Genomic DNA, 24,167 nt, shown 5'->3' on the forward strand with positions numbered 1-24,167 from the left:
GGCCTTCGCAAGGGCAATTGCCCCGCGCCGATCCTAGCACCCCGACAAAAGCGCGGTCCCGGTGCTTTCGGCCTTCCGTTTGGGCAGCAATGGACGCAATCTGCGCCCATGCGCCTGCTCATATCCTTCGCCGCCCTGTTCTTCTCGGTCATCCTTCTGCAACTCTCCACCGGAGGTGTGGGGCCGATCGACGTGCTGTCGGGCGCGCAGCTTGGGTTCAGCCGACAGGAAATCGGTATGCTCGGCTCGGCCCATTTTCTGGGGTTCTTCATCGGCTGCTGGTGGGCGCCTCGGTTGATGGGCAGCGTCGGCCACAGCCGCGCCTTTGCGGCCTTCACCGCCGCCGGATCAATCGGCCTGATGGCGCATATGATGGTGGTGGACCCCTAGGCATGGGGGCTGATGCGTGTCGCGTCAGGCATGTGCGTGGCGGGCTGCTATACGGTGATCGAGGCATGGATGCAGGCCAAGGTCACCAATGAGACGCGCGGGCGCACCATGGGCATCTACAGGGTGGTGGACATGAGCGGCTCTCTCGCCGCGCAGTTGATCGTGGGCGTACTCGCCCCGGCGTCTTACGTCTCTTACAACCTGCTGGCCATCGGCTGCTGTGCCGCCCTCTTGCCGCTGACGCTGACCAAGGTCCGCCCGCCCGAAACGCCCAGCCAGCCACGGCTGCGCCCGCGCCTCGCCTTTGACCGCTCGCCACTGGCGGCGGCGGGGGTCATCGTGGCCGCCGTCTCCAGCGCGTCTTTCCGGATGGTCGGGCCGATCTACGGCCAAGAAGTCGGCCTCAGCGCGCCGCAGATCGCGTGGTTCCTTGCCGCCTTCGTGCTGGGCGGTGCGCTTGCGCAATATCCCATGGGGATGCTGGCCGATAAGTTCGACCGCCGCTGGGTGCTGATCTGGCTCTCGGTCGCCGCGATGGGCGGCTGTGTGGTCACCGTGATGGGCGCGGGCTATGGCACGGCGGGGATCATGCTCTCGGCCGGGCTCTTCGGCGCCACGACCTTTCCGATCTATTCGGTCTCTGCCGCCCATGCCCACGACTTTGCCAGTTCCGACGAGCGGGTAGAGCTTTCCGCCGCCCTGATGTTCTTTTTCGCTCTGGGCGCCATCGGCGCGCCCTATCTCGCCTCGGTCCTGATCGACAATTTCGGCGCGGCGGCGCTTTTCGCGATGATCGCGGCGGCGCATGGGGGGCTGGTGGTCTTTGGCCTTGCCCGGATGCGCGCGCGCCCCACCTTGGTCGAGCGGACGCCCTACGTCTACGCGCCACGGACCAGCTTTCTCATCGGGCGGCTCTTGGGCCGCGCGCGGGACCGCGACTGACCGGTCCCGTCTTTTGCTGGAACTGGCGCAGCCCTTGCGATAAGGCTGCGCCAAGCACGGGAATATTTATATGACACGCCACCTCATCACCTCCGCCATTCCTTACATCAACGGGATCAAACATCTGGGTAACCTCGTGGGCAGCCAGCTGCCTGCGGACCTCTACGCGCGCTATCAGCGTGGCCGGGGGCAGGATGTTCTGTTCCTCTGCGCTACGGACGAGCACGGCACCCCCGCCGAGCTTGCCGCCGCGAAAGCGGGCAAGCCGGTCGATGAATATTGCGCCGAGATGTATGAAACACAGGCTCGCATCGCCGAAGGGTTCGGCCTCTCCTTCGATCACTTTGGCCGCTCGTCCAGCACGCAGAACCGCAAGCTCACGCAGCATTTTGCCGGTGCCTTGGCGGATCAGGGGCTGATCGAAGAGGTCTCCCAACGGCAGATTTATTCGCCGACCGACGGGCGCTTCCTGCCCGACCGCTATGTCGAGGGCACCTGCCCCAACTGCGGTTTCGAGGATGCGCGCGGCGATCAATGCGACAACTGCACCAAACAGCTCGACCCCGAGGACCTGATCAACCCACGCTCGACCATCTCGGGCGCTACTGATCTGGAGATGCGCGAGACGAAACACCTGTTCCTCAAGCAAAGCCAACTCAAGGACGAGCTCGACGCTTGGATCGACAGCAAGACCGACTGGCCCGTGCTGACCACCTCCATCGCCAAGAAATGGCTGCATGACGGCGACGGGCTGCAAGACCGTGGCATCACCCGCGACCTCAGCTGGGGCGTGCCGGTGAAACGCGGCGATCAGGATTGGCCGGGCATGGAAGGCAAGGTCTTCTACGTCTGGTTCGACGCGCCCATCGAATACATCGCCTGCGCGCAGGAATGGGTCGATGCGGGCAAGGGGACCGATTGGGAAAGCTGGTGGCGTACCGACAAGGGCGCCGAAGACGTGCGCTACACCCAGTTCATGGGCAAGGACAATGTCCCCTTCCACACGCTCAGCTTCCCCGCCACGATCAAGGGCTCGGGCGAGCCGTGGAAGCTGGTGGATTACATCAAGTCCTTCAATTACCTCAATTATGACGGCGGTCAGTTCTCCACCTCGCGCGGGCGTGGCGTCTTCATGGATCAGGCGTTGGAAATCCTGCCGGCGGATTACTGGCGCTGGTGGCTCTTGAGCCATGCGCCCGAGACCTCGGATGCCGAATTCACTTGGGAGAACTTCCAAGCCTCGGTGAACAAAGACTTGGCCGACGTGCTGGGCAATTTCGTCAGCCGGATCACCAAGTTCTGCCGCTCCAAATTCGGCGAAGCGGTGCCCGAGGCCGGTGAATACGGCGAGGCGGAGCAGACGCTGATCGAAGACATCACCGCCCGCGTCGCCCGTTACGAGACGCTGATGGAGGCGATGGAGGTCCGCAAATCCGCCGCCGAACTGCGCGGCATCTGGGCGGCGGGCAACGAATATCTGCAAGCCCAAGCGCCTTGGACCACCTTCAAGACTGACCCCGACCGCGCGGCGGCGCAGGTGCGGCTGGCGTTGAACCTGATCCCGCTCTACGCCGTGCTTTCGGCACCCTTCATCCCCACGGCCTCGGCCTCGATGCTGGCGGCGATGAAGGTCGACGACATGCCCTGGCCCGACGATGTGCCCGCGGCCTTGGGCAAGCTTGCCCCCGGCCGCGGCTTTGAAGTGCCCGAGGTGCTTTTTGCTAAGATCAGCGATGAGGACCGGGAAAGCTGGGCCGAACGTTTCGCCGGTAAGCGCGACTGATCAGAAATCTAGGAACAGCGGCGCGGGTTATGCGCCGCTGTTTCGTTCTACGGCGAAGGCGCTCGGCTAACCGCGCCGCGCGCGCTTTCCGCCTGAGACCGCGCGCACTGGCCCCACGCCATTCGCCGCCGCTTCGACACCCCGAAACCGGAGGCCATGCCCCCGCCCTTCGGGATCCCGCTCCGCCGTGAGCCATCCGTGGACAATGCGGGCCGTCTCCTCCCCCGGGTGCATTTGAAAGCCGCCCTGCGGGGCCAGCCCCTCAAGCGCCTGCGCCCAAAGCGTGCCGATCTCAGCCCCATCGCAAAGCCGCGGCCCGAACAGATCGCTGATATGTTGCCCGATCAGACAATCCCCCAGCCCATAGGTGACACCGCAGGCCGCCTCATTGGCGCGGCAAACGCGCCCATCGGGAGTGAAGACCACGTCGATTTCGGCCATATCGGCCTTGACCGGGGATAAGAGGCGATTGCCCGCCGTCCCCTTCCCGCCCGCGGGGCCAAGAGAGGGCATAAGCGCCCCGCGAAGCCCGGCTTTGGGTCGGCCATCAAGGTTCTGCCTAAACATGCGCCGCTCTGCCGCGAAAACGATGGAGATCAGCGGGAGCTGCCCCGAGGTAAGGCTGTCCTCTACAGCAGCGGTATTCCCGGCTGACATGCTCACCCTCTCACGCGGCCCGTTGGGTCCCGACGCGCCGCACCGCACAGCGGAGCCCAGCATCCGAGCAACATAACCCCGCAGGCAAAAAACCATGCGCCGTAAGAGGTTAAACGATCGCCCTCCTTTCCCTGAACATGCCATCTGCCACCTCTGCCTCATCCCGCCCCACTGCCGACCTTGGGGGAGGATTAGCGGCAAGGTCTTACCACGGAGTTAAAAAATGTAGGCACAGTGTGAACTTGCGAGAGACTTATTTTCGCCCTATTCCGACAGCAATTAACCAAGTGTTAATATCAGATAGGATAAAGATGTTCCGGGTCGCCCATACAATTCATCACGATCACGACCTCGGGCTCGTGCTGCTTGCGGCACTTCTTTGTATCTTCGGCAGCTGGGTGGTGGCTCGGCTCTATCGGCATGTGCTTGAACAGCCGCGTCGCCAAGCGTTGATCTGGTGCTATCTGACCGCGATGACAGCGGGGGTGACGATCTGGTGCACCCATTTCATCGCAATCCTCGCCTATCAGCTCGACGCGCCGGCGACGTTCCATTTCTCGCTCACCTTCCTATCGCTGATCATCGCCATCGTCGGCTCGATTCTGGGCGTCGTCATCGCCGGGCTGCTCAAATCCCGGCGGGCCACGGTTCTGGGCGGGACGATCTTTGGGCTGGCGATTTCGGCCATGCATTATACCGGCATGGTAGCCTATCGCGTGCAGGGTGCGATCCATTGGGACATGGGCTATCTGACCGCCTCCGTCATCATCGCGGTTGTCCTTGCAACCCTCGCGCTTGGCGCAGCGGGCCGTGGGGGCAAGAGCAGCGTGCTGTGGATGACCGCGCTTTTGGCGCTGGCGATCATCCTGCTCCATTTCACGGGCATGGCTGCCTTTCAGGTCACCCCGGTCGCCGCACAGCCGCTCTATGCCAACCCCGTCGAGTACAAATTAATCGCGCTGATCGTGGCCGGTACCGCGGCCATCATCGCGCTGGCCGCTCTTTTCAGCTACGTCGTCGAAAACCGCACCCGCAACGAAAGCATCGAAGAACTCCGTCAGGCCCGCGATGCCGCCGAAAGCGCCAGCCGGGCGAAATCGGAATTCATGAGCGTGCTGAGCCACGAATTGCGCACCCCGCTGACCATCGTCATCGGCTACGCCAGCTTCCTGTCGGAACTCAAACGCCACAACCTCGCCAAGCTCGGCCCGGATGAAAAACCGGAGACCGAGCATTTCTCCAAGATGGGCGATCAGGCGGAACTCTACGGCCAGCGCATCAAATTCGCGGGCGGGCAATTGTTGACCATTATCAACGACATCCTCGACTATACGAATATGGAGTTAAACGACCTCGCGCTCGACAAGACCGCCTTCGACACCCGCACGCTATTGGAGGAAGTGGTCGAAGAGCACCACGGCGCCGCGCATGATAAGACGGCCACGCTGCATATCGACACCCCGCCGCTCACCGTCACCGCTGACCGCCGCCGCAGCCTGCAACTGTTGGGCCATATCGTCGGCAATGCGCTGAAATTCTCCAAGGCGCGGGACATCTATCTGCGTGCGCGCCTGCACGCGGGCGGGTTTGTTTTCGAGGTCGAAGACAATGGCGTTGGCATCGCCGCGCAGGATCTAGACCGCATTTTCGAGGCTTTCACCCAGATCGAAGATGCCGATGACCGCGCCGAAGGCGGCACCGGGCTGGGGCTCGCGATCTGCAAGAAACTGGCCCTTGCCCATGGTGGCGACATCACGGTCAAAAGCACGCTCGGTCAGGGGACGACCTTTACCGTCTTCATCCCCGGCGCCACGCAATTGGCAGAGCCTGCGACGCTGGCGAAGGCAAGCTAAGTCTTTGAAAACAGTGGTGCGGGCGGTGGGACTCGAACCCACACGGGGCTACGCCCCAACAGATTTTAAGTCTGGTATGTCTACCATTCCATCACGCCCGCATCGGGGCGCACAATAAGCATCACGCGGGCGGTGTAAATGGGCGAATGCCCCCGGCCCCATGGTTCTGGCACGATGCTTCAGGCCGTATCGGCCAGCATGGTTTCCTTCACCGCCTCCATCGCCACATAGGTCGAGGTGCTGGCCACATGCGGCAGGGTTGAGATGACCTCCCCCAGAAAGCGGCGATATTCCGACATGTTCCGCGTGCGCACCTTGATCAGATAGTCGAAATGGCTCGCGATCATATGGGCCTGCTCGATCTCGGGCACCTTGGCCACGGCAAGGTTAAAGGCCCGCAAGGCCGCCTCGCGCGTGTCGTTCAGGCGCACCTCGACAAAGGCGACGTGATCCAGCCCCAGCCGGATCGGGTCCAAAAGGGCGCGATAGCCAAGGATCACGCCACTTTCCTCCAACCGGCGCAGACGCGCTTGGGTGGGGGATTTCGACAGGCCGATGCGGCGGGCAAGATCGGTGATGCTGATACGCCCGTCCTCGGCCAACACCGATAGAATCGCGCTGTCGAACCGGTCCAGATTGAAAAGTTCATTTGACATGCGATACCCATCTAATTTTTTCATAACGACCATGATACAATACATATTAGGTCGATTAGCCTTCTCAACATGCGGTATTCTGGTCGAAACATCAACTGGAGCTTGCCATGGCCCTCGATCACGCCCCCGCCCTTCGCCAAACCATCGACGCGCGCACCTATGCCGAGCCTGACGCGCTGCTGACCGAGCTCAAGGCACAGGCCGATCTTTCGCCCGAGGACCGCGCCAAGATCACCGCCGATGCGGCGGGTCTGGTGCGTGACATCCGCGGCACCTCGGCCCCCGGCATGATGGAAGTCTTCCTCGCCGAATACGGGCTCAGCACCGAGGAAGGCGTGGCGCTCATGTGTCTCGCCGAGGCGCTCTTGCGCGTGCCAGATGCCGAGACGATCGACGCGCTGATCGAGGACAAGATCGCGCCGTCGGACTGGGGCCGCCACATGGGGCATTCGACCTCAAGCCTCGTCAACGCGTCGACATGGGCGCTGATGCTGACGGGCCGCGTGCTCGACGACGACCAGCCCGGCCCGGTGCGCCACCTGCGCGCGGCGATCAAACGTCTGGGCGAGCCGGTGATCCGCACCGCCGTCAGCCGCGCCATGCGCGAGATGGGCCGCCAGTTCGTTTTGGGCGAAGACATTCAGGCGGCGATGAAACGCGCCAAGGGTATGGAGAAGAAGGGCTTCACCTACAGCTACGACATGCTGGGCGAAGCCGCACGGACCGAGGCCGATGCCAAGCGCTATCACCTCAGCTACTCCCGCGCGATCTCGGCCATTGCAGATGCCTGTACCCATGACGACATCCGCAAGAACCCCGGCATTTCGGTCAAGCTCTCGGCCCTGCACCCGCGCTACGAGCTGGCGCAGGAAGAGGCCGTAATGCGCGATCTGGTGCCGCGCCTCCGGGCGCTGGCGCTCTTGGCGAAATCCGCCGGAATGGGCCTCAATATCGACGCCGAGGAGGCCGACCGTTTGGCACTCTCGCTCGAGGTGATCGACACGGTGATGGGCGAGCCTGCCTTGGCCGGCTGGCACGGTTTCGGCGTGGTCGTGCAGGCCTACGGCCCCCGCGCGGGCGTGGTGATCGACACGCTTTACGACATGGCGCAGCGTCATGACCGCCGCATCATGGTGCGGCTGGTGAAAGGCGCCTATTGGGACACCGAGATCAAGCAAGCGCAGGTCGAGGGGATCGACGGCTTCCCCGTCTTCACCCGCAAGGCCGCGACGGATGTGAGCTATATCGCCAACGCCCGCAAACTGCTGGGCATGACCGACCGCATCTACCCGCAGTTCGCCACCCATAACGCCCATACCGTCGCCGCGGTGCTGCATATGGCCGACGATCCCGAGGCCTACGAGTTCCAACGCCTGCACGGCATGGGCGAGACGCTGCATGACATCGTCATGCGCCAGCACGGCACCCGCTGCCGCATCTACGCCCCCGTGGGTGCGCACCGTGATCTGCTGGCCTATCTCGTCCGGCGTCTCTTGGAGAACGGGGCGAACTCCAGCTTCGTGAACCAGATCGTAGACGAGGACGTGCCGCCAGAAGTCGTGGCCGCCGATCCCTTCGATCAGTTGAACGACAATGCCCCAACGATCCCGAAAGGGCCGGAGGTGTTCCAGCCGCAGCGCGCCAATGCGCGGGGCTTCGATCTTGCGCATACCCCAACCCTCGCTGCGATCGAAGAAGCCCGTGCGCCCTTTGCGGACGCCACATGGGAAGCCGCACCGCTGCTGGCGGGCGAAGCTGCGCCGGAGGCGGCTGAAACCGTCGCCAATCCCACCGGGGGCACCTCCCCCGGCACGGTGCGCCCGGCCTCGGAGGCCGATGTGGCCACGGCGCTCGACAACGCTGCGCCTTGGGACACGCCTCTCAGCACCCGCCGCGCCACGCTTCTCCGCGCCGCCGACATGCTCGAGGACCGCTACGGCGAAATTTTTGCCATCCTCGCTCGCGAGGCTGGCAAGGGTCTGCCCGATTGCGTGGCCGAGCTGCGTGAGGCGGTGGACTTCCTGCGCTACTACGCCGGTCAGGCCACCAACGAGCCGCCCGCGGGCATCTTCACCTGCATCTCGCCGTGGAACTTCCCGCTCGCCATCTTCTGCGGGCAGGTCACGGCAGCACTGGCCGCAGGCAATGCCGTACTGGCCAAACCGGCGGAACAAACCCCGCTGATCGCACAGCTTGCCGTCAAGGTGCTGCACGAGGCCGGCGTGCCGCGCGCAGCGCTGCAACTGCTGCCGGGCGGCGGCGAGGTGGGCGCCGCGCTCACCGGCGACGCCCGCGTCAACGGCGTGGCCTTCACCGGCTCAACCGCCACCGCCCTGCGCATCCGCGCCAATATGGCCGAACACTGCGCCCCCGGCACCCCGCTGATTGCCGAGACCGGTGGCCTCAACGCCATGATCGTCGACAGCACTGCCCTGCCCGAGCAGGCCGTGCAGGCCATCGTCGAAAGCGCCTTCCAATCCGCGGGCCAGCGCTGCTCCGCCGTGCGTTGCCTATACGTGCAAGAGGACATCGCCGAGGACCTGATCACCATGCTCAAGGGCGCAATGCAGGCGCTGCGCATGGGCGATCCGTGGCATCTGTCGACCGACGTCGGCCCCGTCATCGACGATGCTGCGCGCCAAACCATCGTCGATCATGTCGAGGCCGCCCGCGCGGAAGGCCGTTTGATCGCCGAATTGATAGCACCCGAAGGCGGCACCTTCGTCGGCCCCGCGATCCTGCGGGTGAACGGGATCAGCGACATGAAGCGGGAAATCTTCGGCCCGGTACTGCATGTGGCAACCTTCAAGAGCCATGAGCTCGACGCGGTGATCGACGCGATCAACGCCACCGGCTACGGCCTCACCTTCGGCCTGCACACGCGGATCGACGACCGGGTGCAGCATGTGTCCGAGCGGATCGAGGCGGGCAACATCTACGTCAATCGCAACCAGATCGGCGCCATCGTCGGCAGCCAGCCCTTCGGCGGCGAGGGGCTTTCGGGCACCGGGCCGAAGGCGGGTGGGCCGAACTACCTGCCGCGTTTCGCCGCCCCGGATCATCAGCAAGCTTCGGGCACATGGGACAGCGCGCAGCAGAGCCTGCTCGCCCTGCCCGCGCATCAGCCGACCGTGCTGGAGACCCAGTCGATGCCCGGCCCCACCGGCGAGAGCAACCGCCTGTCCACACTGCCCCGTCCTGCGCTTCTCTGCATGGGACCGGGGGCCGAGACGGCGGCGGCGCAAGCCAAAGCCGTGCGCGCCCTCGGCGGCGTTGCGGTCGAGGCGACAGGCCGGATCGACCCCGAAGCGCTCACCACCGGCCCGGCCTATGGCGGTGTGCTCTGGTGGGGCGATGAAGAAACCGCGCGGCAGATCGACAAGGCGCTGGCGGCCCGCGAGGGGGCGATCATCCCGCTTCTGCGCGGCAAGCCCGACACCGCGCGCGTCCGCGCCGAGCGCCATGTCTGTGTTGACACCACCGCCTCGGGCGGCAATGCACAGCTCTTGGGGATGATGGCCTGAACGGGCTCGCAAATAGGGGGAGCGCCATGCTGACGAACCGCGATATCGAAGAGTTGACGCAGTTTCGCAGGGCGCTCCACCAATACCCCGAGATCTCGGGCGAGGAAGTGGAAACCGCCCGGACCATCGCGGCGGAACTGGAAAATCTCGCCCCTACGCGCATCCTCACCGGCCTTGGCGGGCATGGGGTAGCGGCGGTTTTCGACAGCGACGCGCCCGGCCCCACGGTACTCTTCCGCGCGGAACTCGACGCCCTGCCGATCCCCGAGGAACATGACATTCCTTGGGTCTCTAAGGTGCCGGGCAAGTCCCACGTCTGCGGCCACGACGGTCATATGACCATGCTCTTGGCGCTCGGTCGGATGATCGCGCGCCGCCCCGTCGCAAAGGGCCGCGTGGTGCTGATGTTCCAACCGGCCGAGGAGGATGGCAGCGGCGCGCGGGCGGTGGTGAACGATCCCACCTATGCCGAGATCGCCGCCGATTACGCCTTTGCCATCCATGTCGAGCCGGGCCGCCCCTTTGGCCATGTCGACACCGCGCCCGCGCTGATCAACTGCGCCTCGAAAGGCATCTCCGTCACCCTACACGGCAAGACCGCCCATGCCGCCAGCCCCGAAGACGGCACCTCGCCCGCACCTGCGCTGGCCGAGTTGATCCCGGCGCTGCAAGCGCTCGGCCCCGGCGGGGCGCTTGATGATCACTTCCGCCTCGTCACCCTCACCCATCTGCGCATGGGTGAGCCGACCTTTGGCGTCGCCCCGGGCGAAGCGGCGCTCTACGCCACCCTGCGCAGCACCCGCGACGATGCGCTGGCCGAGATCGAAGCGGCCCTGCACGCCGAAGTCGCGCGCGTGACCGAGGCCCATGGTCTGACGGCAGCTTTCGCGGAATCCGACCATTTCGCCGCCTCCATCAATCACCCCGAAGCCTACGCGATCGCCGCCGCGGCGATGGACGCGCTCGGCGTGTCGCATGGGCAGAAAAACCTGCCGATGCGCGCCTCCGAGGATTTCGGCCTGTTCGGGCGCGATGCCAAGGCCGCGATGCTCTGCCTCGGCCCCGGCGAGGGCTATGCCGCCCTGCACAACCCTGATTACGATTTCCCCGATGATCTGATCCCGGTGGGCGCCGGAATTTTTGAGCGGATCGCGCGGGATTTGCTCGGTTCTGCTTGACAGAAGCCCCCGCGGGCGCAGCTAAGGTCATGACGATCCCCCGCGCCGCTTGACGCTGCGGACGACTTGGCAAAGGCTGGCCCGCATGTTCCCGATCCGCGATCACAACCCCTCGGGCCGCACGCCCTTCGTCACCTATGCGCTGATGGCGCTCAACATCGGGGTGTTCCTGTCCTCCCTGTCGCTGATGGCGGATGAGCGCGCCTTGGCCGAGTTTTACTACAGCTACGCCTTGCTGCCCGCGCGGCTGAGCCATGGGGAGGGGTATTTCGGCCTCATCACCTCGCAATTCCTGCATGGCGGCTGGATGCATCTGGCGGGTAACATGCTGTTTTTGTGGATATTCGGCGACAATGTCGAGGATGAGATGGGCCACGGGCGCTATCTGCTGTTCTACCTTGCCTGTGGCATCGCCGCGGGTCTGGGCCAAGTTGTGACAGAGCCGTTGTCGTGGGTGCCAATGGTCGGTGCCTCGGGCGCGATTGCGGGGGTTATGGGGGGCTACCTGCTGCTCTTCCCCCGTGCCAAGGTCGACATTCTGGTGATCTTCATCGTGTTTTTCCGCATCTTCGCGATCCCGGCGTGGATCATGCTGGGCCTGTGGTTCGGCATGCAATTCATCGGCGGGATCGGGGCCACGCCCGGCACTGGCGGGGTGGCCTACTGGGCCCATGCGGGCGGGTTCATCGCGGGGCTTGTGTTGACCCTGCCGCTCTGGCTGCGGCGGGGCGGTTTTGCCTTTTGGCGGCAGACCCATGGCCATCCGCCCCATGCCGCCGCCGATTATGACCTGAGCGAAAGCCGCATTCCGAAAGTGAGACGCAAATGACCGAAACCTCCGAAACCCGCCGCGCCTCGTGCCACTGCGGGGCCGTGGTGATCGAAGCGCTGTTTCCGCGCGGTCTGGCCTCGGCCGCGCGCTGCACCTGTTCCTTCTGTCGCCGCCGTGCCGCCGCCACGGTGACGGCGCTGGCCGGGACGGTGACCGTGTTAAAAGGGGCCGAGAACCTCACGCTCTACACTTGGGGCACGCATACCGCAAAGCACTATTTCTGTAAGACCTGCGGCATCTACACCCACCACCGCCGCCGCTCGAACCCCGATGAATGCGGCGTGAACCTTGGTGCGATCGAAGAGGTCTTGCCTTGGGAGATGGAGCCGCTGCCCTATAGCGATGGCATCGACCACCCTTCGGACCGCGACCCCGGTTAGAGGCTGGAAATCACCCCCTGCATCCGGGCCAGCAGCCCCGGTTGCGGCGCGGCTTGTTCGCGGCGCTGCTCCACGCTTTCGTGCAGCCGCTCGGACGGATCCGCGCCCACCACCCGGCGTCGGCGGGTCACCAGCATCTTGCCATAGCCGCGCCAGCGCCCGATGGAGGGCGCGGCGGGGTCTTGATCGAAGCGTGTAGCCCAGCCTGCGGGCAGCGGCAGGCCGCTTTCCTCCATCCGCGACAGCAGCCAGACCAGCGGGATATTGGCCAAGGGGCGCGCGGCCTCATGCCCGCCCAACTGGCCACCCACGTCGCCATGGGTGCCGGGGAACCAGACCTGCTCAAGCCGCCCGTCATAGCCCGCGGGCGTGGTCCATAGCACCGGGGCATAGGCGACGCGGGTCTCGTTCAGGGCCAGCGCCTGAAAGCCGTTCTTCACGTTGCGGCTCAGGTCGTGGTTGTGGAACATATGCAGCGGCTGCGAAAACCGCCAGAACAGCGGCGCGTTGAGGCCCAGCGATTTGACCGTGTCCCAAACGCCAATCGCCTCGATCTCGACCTCGGGGTGGCAGTTGGCCCGGGCAAAGAGTTCGCCCGCCTTGCTCAGATGGTGCGCCTCATAATGGCGGTAAACATCGCGGATGTTACGCTCTGTCGCCACTTCGGCGCGCAGGAGCCCCACCCGGTCGATCACCCCGGCGAGGGAGCGTACCGCATAGCCGCCGCGCGAATAGCCCAGCAGGAAAATTCGATCTCCGGGTCGGTAGCGCGAGGCGAGATAGCCATAGGCGCGCCGAATTTGCCGGTTGATCCCGCGCCCAAGGATCACATCCAACGCGCTGCGCCAATCGCGCCATTGCAGCCCCGGCTCGTAATAGATCGACAGGGCGCTGCCCATCTCGCGGCAGAGGCCATAGGCGATGCCCGCGTTGGTCTCGCGCCCCAGTTCGAGCGAGGACATGGTCCCATCAAGGATGATGACATGGGTCACAGCCCCCCGGCGCGGGCCGAAGTCGCTTTCAGGCCGCCGCCAGAACCGCCCGAAAAGCCGTTGGAACAGGGTTTTACTCGGCTGCGATTGCGGCACCTTGCAGCATCTCCCAGACCCGGTGCGGGGTGAACGGCATATCCGCCTGCCGCACGCCGCGTTCCCACAGGGCATCTTGCACCGCATTCGACACCGCTGCCAAGGCACCAACGGTGCCCGCCTCTCCGCAGCCCTTCATGCCCATGACATTGGCCGTGGAGGGCACCGGTTCGGAGGTGAAAGAGATCATCGGCAGGTCCGCCGCGCGGGGCATGGCGTAGTCCATGAAGGTGGCGGTCAAAAGCTGGCCGTCCTCGTCATAGACCACCCGCTCCTGCACCGCTTGGCCAATGCCCTGGGCCACGCCGCCATGGACCTGCCCCTCGGCCAGCATCGGGTTAATCAGATTGCCGAAATCATCGACCACGGTGTAGCGGTCCAGCGTCACGACCCCCGTCTCGGGGTCGATCACCACCTCGGCCACATGCGCCCCGTTGGGATAGCTGCGCCCCGGCAGGCTGGCGCGTTCGTGGTGGCTCAGCAGATCGTCGCGGCCCTTGGCGCGGGCCATCTCGGCCACCTCCAGCATGGTCGGGCTGATGTTCGACCCTTCCGCGCGAAAGCGTTCGTCGTCAAAGGTGATATCCGCAGCGGCAACGCCCAACTCTCGGCCAGAAAGCCGGTGAAGACTTCGGTGATCTTCGCCACGGTGGCCAAGGTCGCCGTGTTCTGCGTGGTGACCGAGCGCGAGCCGCCGGTGCCGCCACCCTTCTTGATCAGATCACTGTCGCCCTGCACCACGTCGATCCGCTCGGCGGGGATGCCAGTCTGGTCCGAGAGGAACTGCGCATAGACCGTCTCATGCCCCTGCCCATTGCTTTGGGTGCCGACATAGATCGTCACCCGGCCATCGCCCTCGAAAACCACTTTGGCCCCTTCGGAGGGGTCGCCCAAAATACTCTCGATATAGTAACACAGCCCCTGCCCCCGCAGCAGGCCGCGCTTGGCATCCGCCGCCCGGCGCGCGGCAAAACCGTCGCCGTCGGCCTCTTGCCCCACCCGGGCCAGCAGCCGCGCGAAATCGCCCACGTCGTAAAGCTCGCCCGTGGCAGTGGTATAGGGGAATTGCTCAGGCTTGATGAAGTTGATCCGCCGTAACTCCCACGGATCGACGCCCAACTCTCGCGCCGCGCGGTCCATCAGCCGCTCCAGCACATAGATCGCCTCGGGCCGCCCGGCCCCGCGATAGGCGTCGACTTGCACGGTGTTGGTGTAGAACCCTTCGACATGCAGATAGGTGTCTTGCACGTCATAGACGCCCATCAAGACCTTGGAGAAGAGCTGCGACTGGATCGGCTGGCCGAACTGGCTGTTATAAGCCCCAAGGTTGCAGCGCGTGTCGACGCGGTAGGCGGTGATCTTGTGGTTTTCGTCAAAGGCAAACTCGGCCCAAGACACCAGATCGCGCCCGCCGTTGTCGGTGAGCATGGCTTCGGTTCGCTCTGACATCCAGCGCACCGGACGGCCCAGCGCCCGCGCGGCTTGGGCCACGCAGAAATACTCCGGGTAGGTCATCGCCTTCATGCCGAAACCGCCGCCGACATCGGGATTGGTGACGCGCACCGCGTCTTCGGGCAGGCCAAAGGCTTTGGTCAGAAACCCCTTGTGCGCCCAGACGCCCTGCCCGCCCAGCGCCACATGCAACCGGCCCTCGGTCCATTCGGCATAGCAGCCCCGCGGCTCCATGGAGTTGACGATGATGCGGTTGTCCCCGACCTCCAGCTTGACGCGATGGGCGGCCTTGGCAAAAGCCGCCTCAACCTTGGCCTCATCGCCCATATGCCAGTCAAAGGCGCGGTTGTCGGGGGCCTCTGCGTGCAGGGGCTCACCGCCCGGGGCGACATCCATTTTGGCAGGCAGATCGTCGGCCTCGAAAAGGATCATCTCCGCCGCGTCGCGGGCCTGTTGCAAACTCTCGGCCACCACCAGCGCCACCGGCTCGCCCACATAGCGCACGCGGTCCTTGGCCAGCATCGGGCGCAGCGGCGCCGCCCCTTTGCTACCATCGCGGTTGTCGACGACCGTATGGGGCAGAGCGATATTCATCCCCGCCGCTTCCAGATCGGCGCAGGTCAGCACCAGATGCACGCCATCCGCCGCGCGGGCGTCCGTCACATCCAACTCAGTGATCACCCCATGGGCCACGGGCGCGCGGAAAAAGACGCCATGCAGCGCCTCGGCGGGGGCGATATCATCGACATAGCGGCCCTTTCCGGTCAGGAAGCGGTGGTCTTCCACCCGTTTGACCGGCTGGCTTTTCCCGAACTTTTCCATCTGACGCCGCCCCTGCTGCCCTGCCTGTTCCAGCGCAACAGTAGCGGGCGCGCCGCCAGTGTCCAGAGGCTCAGGCCGCCTTGCGGGTAAGCGCGCCTTCAAGGCTTGAGACCAGTGTCACCCCCGCCAACCCATAGCCGTTGAAGGCAGTCGACATGGCGATGGAATAGGCACCCATGCCCCCGAACAGGAGGTAATCCCCGGTCTGCGCATCCTCGGGCAGCGGCAGGCCATCGGGCAGACGGTCCAGCGAATCGCAGGTCGGGCCGAAAACCACGCGCGGCTTGGTCGCCCCCTGACGCCGCATGCCATTGGGGCCGATCACATCGACCAATCCCGAAAGACCCATATCGCGCAGATCGGGCAGCCCGCCATAGATGCCGTCGTTCAGAAAGACGGTGCGCCCGTCATTGCGTATCCCTTTGATGCGGGTGGCCAGCACGGCGGCATCGGCCACCATCGCCCGGCCCGGCTCACAAAGCAGCACAGGGGCATCCGCGCCAAAACTGTCATCCAGCGCCGTTTTGACGGCGGCAAAGACGGCTCGGTGGTCTGGCGCGTCAAATCCACGGTCCACGGCGAAGCCCCCGCCGATGTTCAACCGGTCGATCGAAACACCGGCCATGCGCAGAATATCCGCCGCCGCATGGACATATTGCGCCCAAGCGTGCGGATCGTTGCACTGCGTGCCGGGGTGGAAACACATCGACGGCGTGAACCCCATCTCGACCACAGCGCGCAGGAGCGCCGCCGCCTCTTCAGGGGCCGCGCCGAATTTCGAGCCGAAGTCATAGGCCGCGCCCTTCACCGGCAAGGCGAAGCGCACCGCCACCTCATTATCGCGCGGCACGTCGCGCAGCTTGGCCAATTCCGACATGTCATCGATCGACCAGCTATAGACCCCCGCCGCGATCCCTGCCTTGACCTCGGAAGCCGAGCGCACGGGGTTATTGTAATGCAAAACCGCCTGCGGACAGACCGCCCGCACCGCCGCCATCTCAGCCGGAGAGGCGACATCGAAGGTGGTGATCCCCGCCGCGACAAGGTTCGACAGCACCTCGGCCCGGTCGTTGGCCTTGACCGCATAGGTTACCAGCCCGTCGAAATCCGCCTGAAACCGCCGCGCGGTGGCTTGCAGCACCGAAGGGGCCAGAAACAACACCGGCTTATCGGGGCTGTGTTTCGCCAAATAGGCGGCGGGACTGTCGGAAAGGGGGGCGATATGCTGCATAGGGGCCTCTTCACTGCTTTTCCCCAGTGAAGCGCGGATTTTGGTCGATTCATCGTGTCATACCGCCTAAAGTGGCGCGAACTTTGGGCGAAGTGACGACATGACAGCACAACTTGACGATACCGACCGCGCTTTGATCGCGGCGCTGCAATCCAACGCCCGCCAGCCGGTCGCCGATCTGGCGCGCGGCCTTGGCCTTGCCCGCACCACCGTTCAGGCCCGGCTGGAACGGTTGGAACGCGGCGGCGCCATCCTCGGCTATACGCTGCGTTTGGGCGAAGCGGCCCGCGCGCCGCTGCATGCCACGGCTCTGGTCAATATCGAGCTGCGTGCTGGCCCCGCCGTATTGGCGCGGCTGCGCAGCCTTCCGGCGGTGCAGGTGGTGCACACCACCTCGGGCCGCTTTGACCTGCTGGTGCAGATCGCGGCGCAGACCACGCAGGAGTTGGACGAGACCCTTGACCGCATCGGCGAGACACGCGGCGTCAAGGGGAGCGAGAGCCTGATCCACCTCAGCACCAAGATCGACCGCAGCGGCTGAGCCCTGCCCCCGCGCCTCCCCCCCTGTCAGGGGTCTTTCCCTTACCGCGCCAGAGCGCTAAACGGGGCGCAACAAAAGGGATCATGACCATGGCACTCGAAAAGACCTTCAACGCCGCCGAGGCGGAAAGCCGCATCTACGCCGATTGGGAGACCAAGGGCGCGTTCAAAGCGGGCGCGAATGCGCAGCGGGATGAGCATTTCTCGGTGATGATCCCGCCGCCGAATGTCACAGGCTCGCTGCACATGGGCCATGCCTTCAACAACACGCTGCAGGACATCCTCGTGCGCTGGCACCGGATGCAGGGGTTCGACACGCTGTGGCAGCCGGGACAAGACCACGCGGGCATCGCCACGCAGATGGTGGTGGAGCGCGAATTGGCCGCCACCGGCCAGCCGGGCCGTCGCGACTTGGGCCGCGAGGCGTTTACCGCCAAGGTCTGGGAGCAGAAGCAGAAATCCGGCGGCACGATCATCGACCAGCTGCGCCGTTTGGGCGCCTCTTGCGACTGGTCGCGCAACGCCTTCACCATGTCCGGCGCGCCGGGTGCCCCCGAGGGCGAGGAAGGCAACTTCCACGATGCCGTGATCAAGGTCTTCGTGGGCATGTACAACAAGGGGCTGATCTACCGCGGCAAGCGGCTGGTCAACTGGGATCCGCATTTCGAGACCGCGATCTCTGACCTCGAGGTCGAGAGCACCGAGGTCGACGGCCACATGTGGCACTTCAAATACCCGCTGGCGAGGGGTGAGACCTACACTTATGTGGAGAAGGACGAGGACGGCAACGTGCTCTTTGAGGAAGAGCGCGATTACATCTCCATCGCCACCACCCGGCCCGAAACCATGCTGGGCGACGGCGCGGTCGCGGTTCATCCATCGGATGAGCGTTATGCCTCAATCATCGGGAAACTCTGCGAAATTCCCGTTGGCCCGAAAGAGCAACGCCGCCTCATTCCGATCATCACCGATGAATACCCCGACAAGAATTTCGGCTCGGGCGCGGTGAAGATCACCGGCGCGCATGACTTCAACGACTACGGTGTGGCCAAGCGTAACGGCATCCCGCTTTACGCGCTGATGGACACCCAAGGCCGGATGCGCGCCGATGGCCTGCCCTACGATGAAGCCGCCGCGCGCGCGCAGGCCATCGCCGATGGTTCCGAAGCCGCGCCCGAGGACGCGACCGAGATCAACCTCGTGCCGGACGCCTACCGCGGCTTGGATCGTTTCGAGGCCCGCAAGCGCGTGGTTCAGGACGTGACCGCCGAGGGCCTTGCCGTGATGACCGAGGCGACCGATCCCCGCCTTGGCCGCGCCGCCAAGAAGGCCCCCGTCGAGCCCGGCGAAGGCGGCGAGATGCGCGCCGAGGAAGAGAACCTTGTGCCGCTGGTTGAAGCCAAGAAGATCATGCAGCCCTTCGGCGACCGCTCCAAGGTGGTGATCGAGCCGATGCTGACCGACCAGTGGTTCGTCGCCACCGACAAGATCGTGCAGCCTGCCATTGATGCGGTGCGCTCGGGCGAAGTCACCATCCTGCCCGAGCAGGACCGCAAAGTGTACTTCCACTGGCTGGAGAACATCGAGCCTTGGTGCATCTCGCGCCAGCTTTGGTGGGGGCATCAGATCCCGGTGTGGTACGGGCCCAAAGCTAAGACTGACGAAGAAGGCAATCGAGTTTTTGCCTTCGACGAATACGAACGCTTCTGTGCTTCCTCAGAATCAGAAGCCGTAGAAAAGATGTCCAACTACTATGGTTTGGACATTGTGATCGTACAGGGTTTCAACGAAGCTCGCGAAGAAGCAGAGAAACTATTTGAAGGTGCTGTAATTAACCTAGCCGGGCAAGATAGGCTCTACGACTGGCAGAAAAAGAAAAGCAAGATACCTGTCTTTCGCGATCCCGACGTGCTCGACACATGGTTCTCTTCCGGCCTCTGGCCCATCGGCACGCTGGGCTGGCCCGAGCAAACGGCTGAGCTTGAGAAATACTTCCCCACTTCCGTGTTGGTCACCGGTTTCGACATCATCTTCTTCTGGGTCGCCCGGATGATGATGATGCAATATGCCGTGGTCGATCAAAAACCCTTCGACACCGTTTATGTCCACGCGCTAGTGCGCGACGAGAAGGGCAAGAAGATGTCGAAGAGCTTGGGCAACGTGCTCGACCCGCTGGAGCTGATCGACGACTACGGCGCCGACGCGGTGCGCTTTACCCTGACCTCGATGGCGGCGATGGGCCGCGACTTGAAGCTCTCGACGCAGCGCATCGCGGGCTATCGCAACTTTGGCACCAAGCTGTGGAACGCGCATCGCTTTGCCGAGATGAACGGCGTCTTCGACGCGATGCCCGCCGGGATGCCGCGGCCCACCGCCACGCTGAACAAATGGATCGTGGGCGAGACCGCCCGCGTGCGCGAGGAGGTTGACGCCGCACTTGGCAACTTCCGCTTCAACGACGCGGCCAATGCGCTTTATGCCTTTGTTTGGGGCAAGGTCTGCGACTGGTACGTCGAGCTGTCGAAGCCTCTGTTGCAGGACGACGCGCCCGAGGCTGCGGAAACCCGCGCCACCATGGCCTGGGTGCTGGAGCAATGCCTGATCCTGCTGCACCCGATCATGCCCTTCATCACCGAGGAGCTCTGGCAGACCACCGCCAAGCGCGATAAACTTCTGGCCCTCACCGATTGGCCCGCCTACACGACCGCCGATCTGCTCGATGCCGACGCGGACCGGGAGCTAAACTGGGTCATCGGCCTCATTGAGAGCATCCGCTCCGCGCGTCAACAGATGCATGTGCCCGCCGGGCTGAAGGTGCCGATGCTGGTGACCGAGATGGACGAGGCAGCACAAGGCGCTTGGGACCGCAACGAGGTGATGATCAAGCGCCTGGCGCGGGTCGAGAGCCTTGAGAAAGCCGACAGCTTCCCGAAAGGCACCGTCTCGATCGCCGCCCCGGGGGCGAGCTTCGGCCTGCCCTTGGCCGGTCTCATCGACATCGATGCTGAGAAGGCGCGTCTGCAGAAATCGCTCGACAAGCTGGGTAAGGAGATCGGTGGGCTGAAGGGGCGTTTGAACAACCCCAAGTTCGCCGCCTCCGCGCCGGAAGAGGTCGTGGCCGAAGCGCAGGCAAACCTCGCGGCGCGTCAGGAAGAGGCGGACCAATTGCAGGCCGCTTTGGACCGGCTGGCGGAACTGGGCTGAGACCAACAAGCCGGGCAGCGCCAGACCGCGGGATGGCGCTGCAAAGGGGGCAGTTTATCTCTCCACGTTTATGCCAAGTTCGCAGGAATGTACTGCGTTAGCAAAAGCGCCAGCCCGTCCGGGCGGTCTGGCGCTGCCCGGCGGCCTGCTGCCTTGATTCCGGGCTGTTTCGTTCAACGTGACCGGTTCGCAAGCCGGCTTACTTGAACACCGCGGGCCGTTTGCCGAACTCCGCCGCGATCACCTCCATCTGCTCGGTCTTGCCCAACAGCGCCGCCTGCTCACGCGACTCGGCCAAAAGCACATCCGCATCCAACGCCCCCGTCTCCGCATATCCGATCAACCGCTTCGCCGTGCGGATCGCATTCGGCCCCTTGCCCGCGATCACCTGCGCCAGTTCCAGCGCCGCCGCCTGCGGGTCTTCGGCGACTTCCGTCACCAGCCCCCAACGCTCCGCCTGCGCGGCATCCACGGGCGCGGCGGTATAGGTCAACCGGCGCAACACGTCCGATCGCACCAGCCGCGGCAGCAACACCATTCCGCCCATATCCGGCACGATGCCCCATTTCATCTCCATCACCGCGAGCTTCGTATCCGGCGCGGCAATCCGAATATCCGCCCCAAGCGCCAGCTGCATCCCGGCGCCGAAGACCACCCCATGCAGCGCCGCGATCACCGGGATTTCCAAACGGTGCCAAACCATCGACACCTCTTGCCATTTGTTCGTCGTGCCTTCGCCATGGCTGCGGGGCATGATCAACGCCTCGACATCCTGCCCCAGCATCCCCGAGAGCCCGCCGATATCAATGCCCGCGCAAAAGCCTTTGCCCTCGCCCGAGAGCAGCACCACCCGGGCATCCGAGGCCGCAACCTCCTGCCCTGCCGCGATGATCGCCTCGATCATCTCATCATCCACCGCGTTCATCTTGTCGGCGCGGGTGAGGGTCACATGGGCGATATGGTCTTCGATCCGGGTGGTGACGCGGGGCATGGCTGTTCTCCTGAATGTTTGGCGCAGTTCAGCGCAGATCATCGCGCGGCACCAGCAAAACGTGGCGGCAGGTGCTGCGGCACTTGCCCTCTCACGGGCCCGCCCCTACACCTTTGCGCATGACATATACACGCCTTACCCCCCTCGCCCAACGCCTGCCCGCCAATGTCCCCTTCGTGGGCCCCGAAGCGCAGGAGCGTGTCCTCGGCCGCCCCTTCAAAGCGCGGCTTGGCGCCAATGAAAACGTCTTTGGCCCCTCGCCCCGCGCCATCGCGGCCATGGCGGAGACCGAGATGTGGAAATACGGCGATTCAGAAAGCGTGGAGTTGCGCGCGGCACTGGCCGAGTTGCATGGCGTCACCCCCGAAAACGTCATCGTCGGCGAAGGCATCGACGGGTTGCTGGGCTATCTCGTCCGCCTACTGGTGGGCGAAGGCGACGCGGTGGTGACCTCCGAAGGAGCCTACCCTACCTTCAACTACCATGTCGCAGGCTTTGGCGGCGTGCTGCACAAAGTGCCCTACCGCGACGATCACGAAGACCCGGCAGCGCTCTTCGCCAAGGCGGCGGAAGTGGATGCCAAGCTCGTCTACCTCGCCAACCCCGACAACCCGATGGGCACATGGCATGAGGGCGCGACACTGGCGCGCGCGTTGGACGACCTGCCCCAAGGCAGCCTGCTGTTGCTGGATGAAGCCTATATCGAATGCGCCCCCGAGGGCACCGCGCCCGCGCTTTCCGCCGATGACCCGCGGGTGATCCGGATGCGGACCTTCTCCAAAGCCTACGGCCTTGCCGGGGCGCGGATCGGCTATGCCATAGCCGCGCCCGAGTTGATCACCGCCTTTCACAAGGTCCGCAATCACTTTGGCCTGAACCGCGCGGCGCAGGCGGGGGCTTTGGCGGCGGTGCAGGATCAGAGCTACCTGAAGGAGGTTCAGACCAAGATTGCCGAGGCGCGCCGCCGGATCGCCCAAATCGCCGAAGAAAACGGGCTCAGCACCCTCCCCTCTGCCGCCAATTTCGTCGCCGTTGACTGTGGCCGCGATGGCGCTTTCGCGAAGGCGGTTCTCGACGCGCTGGTGGCGCGGGGGATCTTCGTGCGGATGCCCTTCGCTGCGCCGCAGAACCGCTGCATCCGCATCAGTTGCAGCACGGCGGAAGAGCTGGATCACTTCGCCGCCGCCTTGCCCGACGCCTTAGCGGACGCGCGCGGGGCTTAAGCCCCGCCGATCACCTCCGCCGCGGCCTGCAAGGCGCCCGGGCCGTGGTCGATTTTCAGCGCGGAAAGCCCGGCTTCGATCCCGCCAAGCAGCCCCATGATCATATGGCCGTTCACATGGCCCATATGGCCAAGGCGGAAGAACCCGTGCCACGCGGGCTCCCCCGGCAGGGCCATGCCCAGCCCCACGCCCAGTGTCAGGCCGAGATTGCCCTGCACCCAATCGCGCAACTCGGTCGCATGGGGCGCTTGCAGCCGCAGCGCGGTGACGGCATGGCTGCGCAGGGCGCGGTCTTCGATGTTGAACCGCAGGCTGCCCTCAGCCGACCACGCCTCACAGGCCGCCCAGACCGCGCGGGCCAGCGTTTCATGGCGCTGCCAGACCTGCTCGATCCCCTCTTCATGGATGATGTCGAGGGCGGCGCGCAGGCCGTAGAGGTGATGCGTCGGTGCCGTGCCGCCGTGGTATTGATAAAACTCCTGCGCATGGGCGCGTGGCGACCAGTCCCAATAGCGGCTCACGCGGGGCAGACGCGCACGGGCTTCCTCAGCTCGGTCGTTGAAGAAGACGAAGGCCATGCCCGGCGGTACCATCAGCCCCTTTTGCGAGGCGGTGACCATGACATCAACACCCCAAGCGTCCATCTCAAAGCGCTCACAGCCCAGTGACGCGATGCAATCGGCCATCAAGAGTCCGGGGTGGGCCGCCTCATCCAACAGGCGGCGCAGGCCCGGCACATCGTTGCGGACCGAGCTTGAGGTGTCCACATGGACAGCCATCACCGCCTTGATCTGGTGGCCGCTGTCGGCCTTCAAACGCTCGGCCACCTGCGCGAGATCGACAGGCGCGTTGCGGCCAAAATCGAGGATATCCACCTCCGCCCCCAGCCCCGTTGCCATTTCGGCCCAGCCATGGCCGAAACGCCCCGTGGCCAGCACCAAGACCCGGTCACCGGGGGCTATGACATTGCTCAGCGCGGCTTCCCAAGCGCCGTGGCCGTTGCTGATATACATCGCCACATGACGATCTGTACGCGCCACGCGCTTCAGGTCAGCGGCCAGCGCAGGCATCATCTCGACCAACTCGCCCTCATAGATATTGGGAGCCGCGCGGTGCATCGCGCTCAGCACCGCGTCGGGCATGACCGAGGGGCCGGGAATGGCGAGGTACGAACGACCGGGGGCGAGTTTATTCTGCTTTGTCATGATATTGGCTGCCGTTTTGAAAATGCGTGACCGGGGGACGGTCGGGCGCAGCTTACTGCCCGGCAGGCCGGGGTCAACACGCGATCGGACCTTAGGTAAGGTGCGCCCCCGCGCCACCCTTCCACGCGCGCAGGCCACCCCCTGCCCGCCTTGCCCGACCTGCGCGACGGCTTGCCCTGCCTGCGCGGCTTTCGTACACGGGATCCGACTGCCCAA

15 protein-coding genes, 1 tRNA gene and 2 pseudogenes are annotated in these 24,167 nt (G+C 64.7%); 10 read left to right on the forward strand and 8 right to left on the reverse strand.

The genetic code is table 11. The features are described from left to right. The first annotated feature begins 108 nt into the window (after positions 1 to 108). Positions 109 to 1,332, forward strand: a pseudogene (locus ACGYLX_RS13415) (MFS transporter). 70 nt (positions 1,333 to 1,402) lie between these two features. Beyond that, a complete protein-coding gene (gene metG / locus ACGYLX_RS13420) occupies positions 1,403 to 3,115 on the forward strand; it encodes a methionine--tRNA ligase (protein WP_394450099.1) in 1,713 nt (570 codons plus the stop codon). A 66-nt stretch (positions 3,116 to 3,181) separates the two neighbouring features. On the opposite strand, the gene ACGYLX_RS13425 is transcribed toward metG, so the two are convergent. Beyond that, a complete protein-coding gene (locus ACGYLX_RS13425) occupies positions 3,182 to 3,772 on the reverse strand; it encodes a PAS domain-containing protein (protein WP_394450101.1) in 591 nt (196 codons plus the stop codon). Between the two features lie 311 nt (positions 3,773 to 4,083). On the opposite strand from ACGYLX_RS13425, the gene ACGYLX_RS13430 reads away from it, so the two are divergent. After that, on the forward strand, positions 4,084 to 5,625 hold the full coding sequence (locus tag ACGYLX_RS13430; RefSeq protein WP_394450103.1) for an MHYT domain-containing protein: 1,542 nt from the start codon (positions 4,084 to 4,086) through the stop codon (positions 5,623 to 5,625). A 14-nt stretch (positions 5,626 to 5,639) separates the two neighbouring features. Here the strand turns inward: ACGYLX_RS13430 and ACGYLX_RS13435 are convergent. Together ACGYLX_RS13435 and ACGYLX_RS13440 are read right to left on the reverse strand one after the other, a co-directional pair. Beyond that, positions 5,640 to 5,726, reverse strand: a tRNA-Leu gene (locus ACGYLX_RS13435). A gap of 78 nt (positions 5,727 to 5,804) precedes the next feature. Further along, complete coding sequence (locus ACGYLX_RS13440) at positions 5,805 to 6,281, reverse strand: Lrp/AsnC family transcriptional regulator (RefSeq protein ID WP_067267484.1); 477 nt, start codon at positions 6,279 to 6,281, stop codon at positions 5,805 to 5,807. 107 nt (positions 6,282 to 6,388) lie between these two features. Between ACGYLX_RS13440 and putA the strand changes: the two genes are divergently transcribed. The 4 genes from putA to ACGYLX_RS13460 all read left to right on the forward strand — a co-directional run bounded on the left by putA (position 6,389) and on the right by ACGYLX_RS13460 (position 12,195). Beyond that, on the forward strand, positions 6,389 to 9,805 hold the full coding sequence (putA, locus tag ACGYLX_RS13445) for a bifunctional proline dehydrogenase/L-glutamate gamma-semialdehyde dehydrogenase PutA (RefSeq protein ID WP_394450105.1): 3,417 nt from the start codon (positions 6,389 to 6,391) through the stop codon (positions 9,803 to 9,805). Positions 9,806 to 9,831: 26 nt separating this feature from the next. Next, a complete protein-coding gene (locus tag ACGYLX_RS13450) occupies positions 9,832 to 10,983 on the forward strand; it encodes an amidohydrolase (RefSeq protein ID WP_394450107.1) in 1,152 nt (383 codons plus the stop codon). 85 nt (positions 10,984 to 11,068) lie between these two features. Further along, positions 11,069 to 11,812, forward strand: coding sequence for a rhomboid family intramembrane serine protease (locus ACGYLX_RS13455; RefSeq protein ID WP_271689547.1), 744 nt, complete (start codon positions 11,069 to 11,071; stop codon positions 11,810 to 11,812). Beyond that, positions 11,809 to 12,195: a GFA family protein gene (locus ACGYLX_RS13460; protein ID WP_394450109.1), complete on the forward strand. Its 387-nt coding sequence runs from the start codon at positions 11,809 to 11,811 to the stop codon at positions 12,193 to 12,195. The genes ACGYLX_RS13455 and ACGYLX_RS13460 overlap by 4 nt, the downstream gene beginning before the upstream one ends. On the opposite strand, the gene ACGYLX_RS13465 is transcribed toward ACGYLX_RS13460, so the two are convergent. The 3 genes and pseudogenes from ACGYLX_RS13465 to ACGYLX_RS13475 all read right to left on the reverse strand — a co-directional run bounded on the left by ACGYLX_RS13465 (position 12,192) and on the right by ACGYLX_RS13475 (position 16,788). Next, positions 12,192 to 13,283 (reverse strand): DUF2235 domain-containing protein, encoded by a 1,092-nt coding sequence (locus ACGYLX_RS13465; RefSeq protein ID WP_394450111.1) that lies wholly within the window; start codon positions 13,281 to 13,283, stop codon positions 12,192 to 12,194. The two genes, ACGYLX_RS13460 and ACGYLX_RS13465, sit on opposite strands and share 4 nt — an antisense overlap. Beyond that, positions 13,261 to 15,557 (reverse strand): annotated as a pseudogene (locus ACGYLX_RS13470) (xanthine dehydrogenase family protein molybdopterin-binding subunit). Before ACGYLX_RS13470 ends, ACGYLX_RS13465 begins: the two are co-directional and overlap by 23 nt. A gap of 70 nt (positions 15,558 to 15,627) precedes the next feature. Continuing rightward, entirely contained in the window at positions 15,628 to 16,788 is a 1,161-nt protein-coding gene (locus ACGYLX_RS13475) for a type III PLP-dependent enzyme (protein ID WP_394450113.1), read from the reverse strand. 100 nt (positions 16,789 to 16,888) lie between these two features. Here ACGYLX_RS13475 and ACGYLX_RS13480 point away from each other — a divergent pair, with 100 nt between their 5' ends. Together ACGYLX_RS13480 and ACGYLX_RS13485 are read left to right on the forward strand one after the other, a co-directional pair. After that, positions 16,889 to 17,329: an Lrp/AsnC family transcriptional regulator gene (locus tag ACGYLX_RS13480; protein WP_067267498.1), complete on the forward strand. Its 441-nt coding sequence runs from the start codon at positions 16,889 to 16,891 to the stop codon at positions 17,327 to 17,329. 89 nt (positions 17,330 to 17,418) lie between these two features. Next, positions 17,419 to 20,532 carry a valine--tRNA ligase gene (locus ACGYLX_RS13485; protein WP_394450115.1) on the forward strand — a complete coding sequence of 1,038 codons (3,114 nt, stop codon included), beginning with the start codon at positions 17,419 to 17,421 and terminating at the stop codon, positions 20,530 to 20,532. A gap of 199 nt (positions 20,533 to 20,731) precedes the next feature. On the opposite strand, the gene ACGYLX_RS13490 is transcribed toward ACGYLX_RS13485, so the two are convergent. Then, the gene (locus ACGYLX_RS13490; protein ID WP_394450117.1) at positions 20,732 to 21,523 is read right to left on the reverse strand and encodes a crotonase/enoyl-CoA hydratase family protein; all 792 of its coding nucleotides are present in this window, start codon (positions 21,521 to 21,523) and stop codon (positions 20,732 to 20,734) included. A 119-nt stretch (positions 21,524 to 21,642) separates the two neighbouring features. Here ACGYLX_RS13490 and ACGYLX_RS13495 point away from each other — a divergent pair, with 119 nt between their 5' ends. Continuing rightward, entirely contained in the window at positions 21,643 to 22,746 is a 1,104-nt protein-coding gene (locus tag ACGYLX_RS13495) for a pyridoxal phosphate-dependent aminotransferase (RefSeq protein WP_394450119.1), read from the forward strand. On the opposite strand, the gene ACGYLX_RS13500 is transcribed toward ACGYLX_RS13495, so the two are convergent. After that, positions 22,743 to 23,951 carry a pyridoxal-phosphate-dependent aminotransferase family protein gene (locus ACGYLX_RS13500; protein WP_394450121.1) on the reverse strand — a complete coding sequence of 403 codons (1,209 nt, stop codon included), beginning with the start codon at positions 23,949 to 23,951 and terminating at the stop codon, positions 22,743 to 22,745. The genes ACGYLX_RS13495 and ACGYLX_RS13500 overlap by 4 nt on opposite strands. Positions 23,952 to 24,167 lie beyond the last annotated feature (216 nt).

Origin of the sequence: Sulfitobacter sp. 1A13496 (genome assembly GCF_043557225.1) — a bacterium.
In the GTDB taxonomy this organism is placed as follows: domain Bacteria; phylum Pseudomonadota; class Alphaproteobacteria; order Rhodobacterales; family Rhodobacteraceae; genus Sulfitobacter; species Sulfitobacter faviae.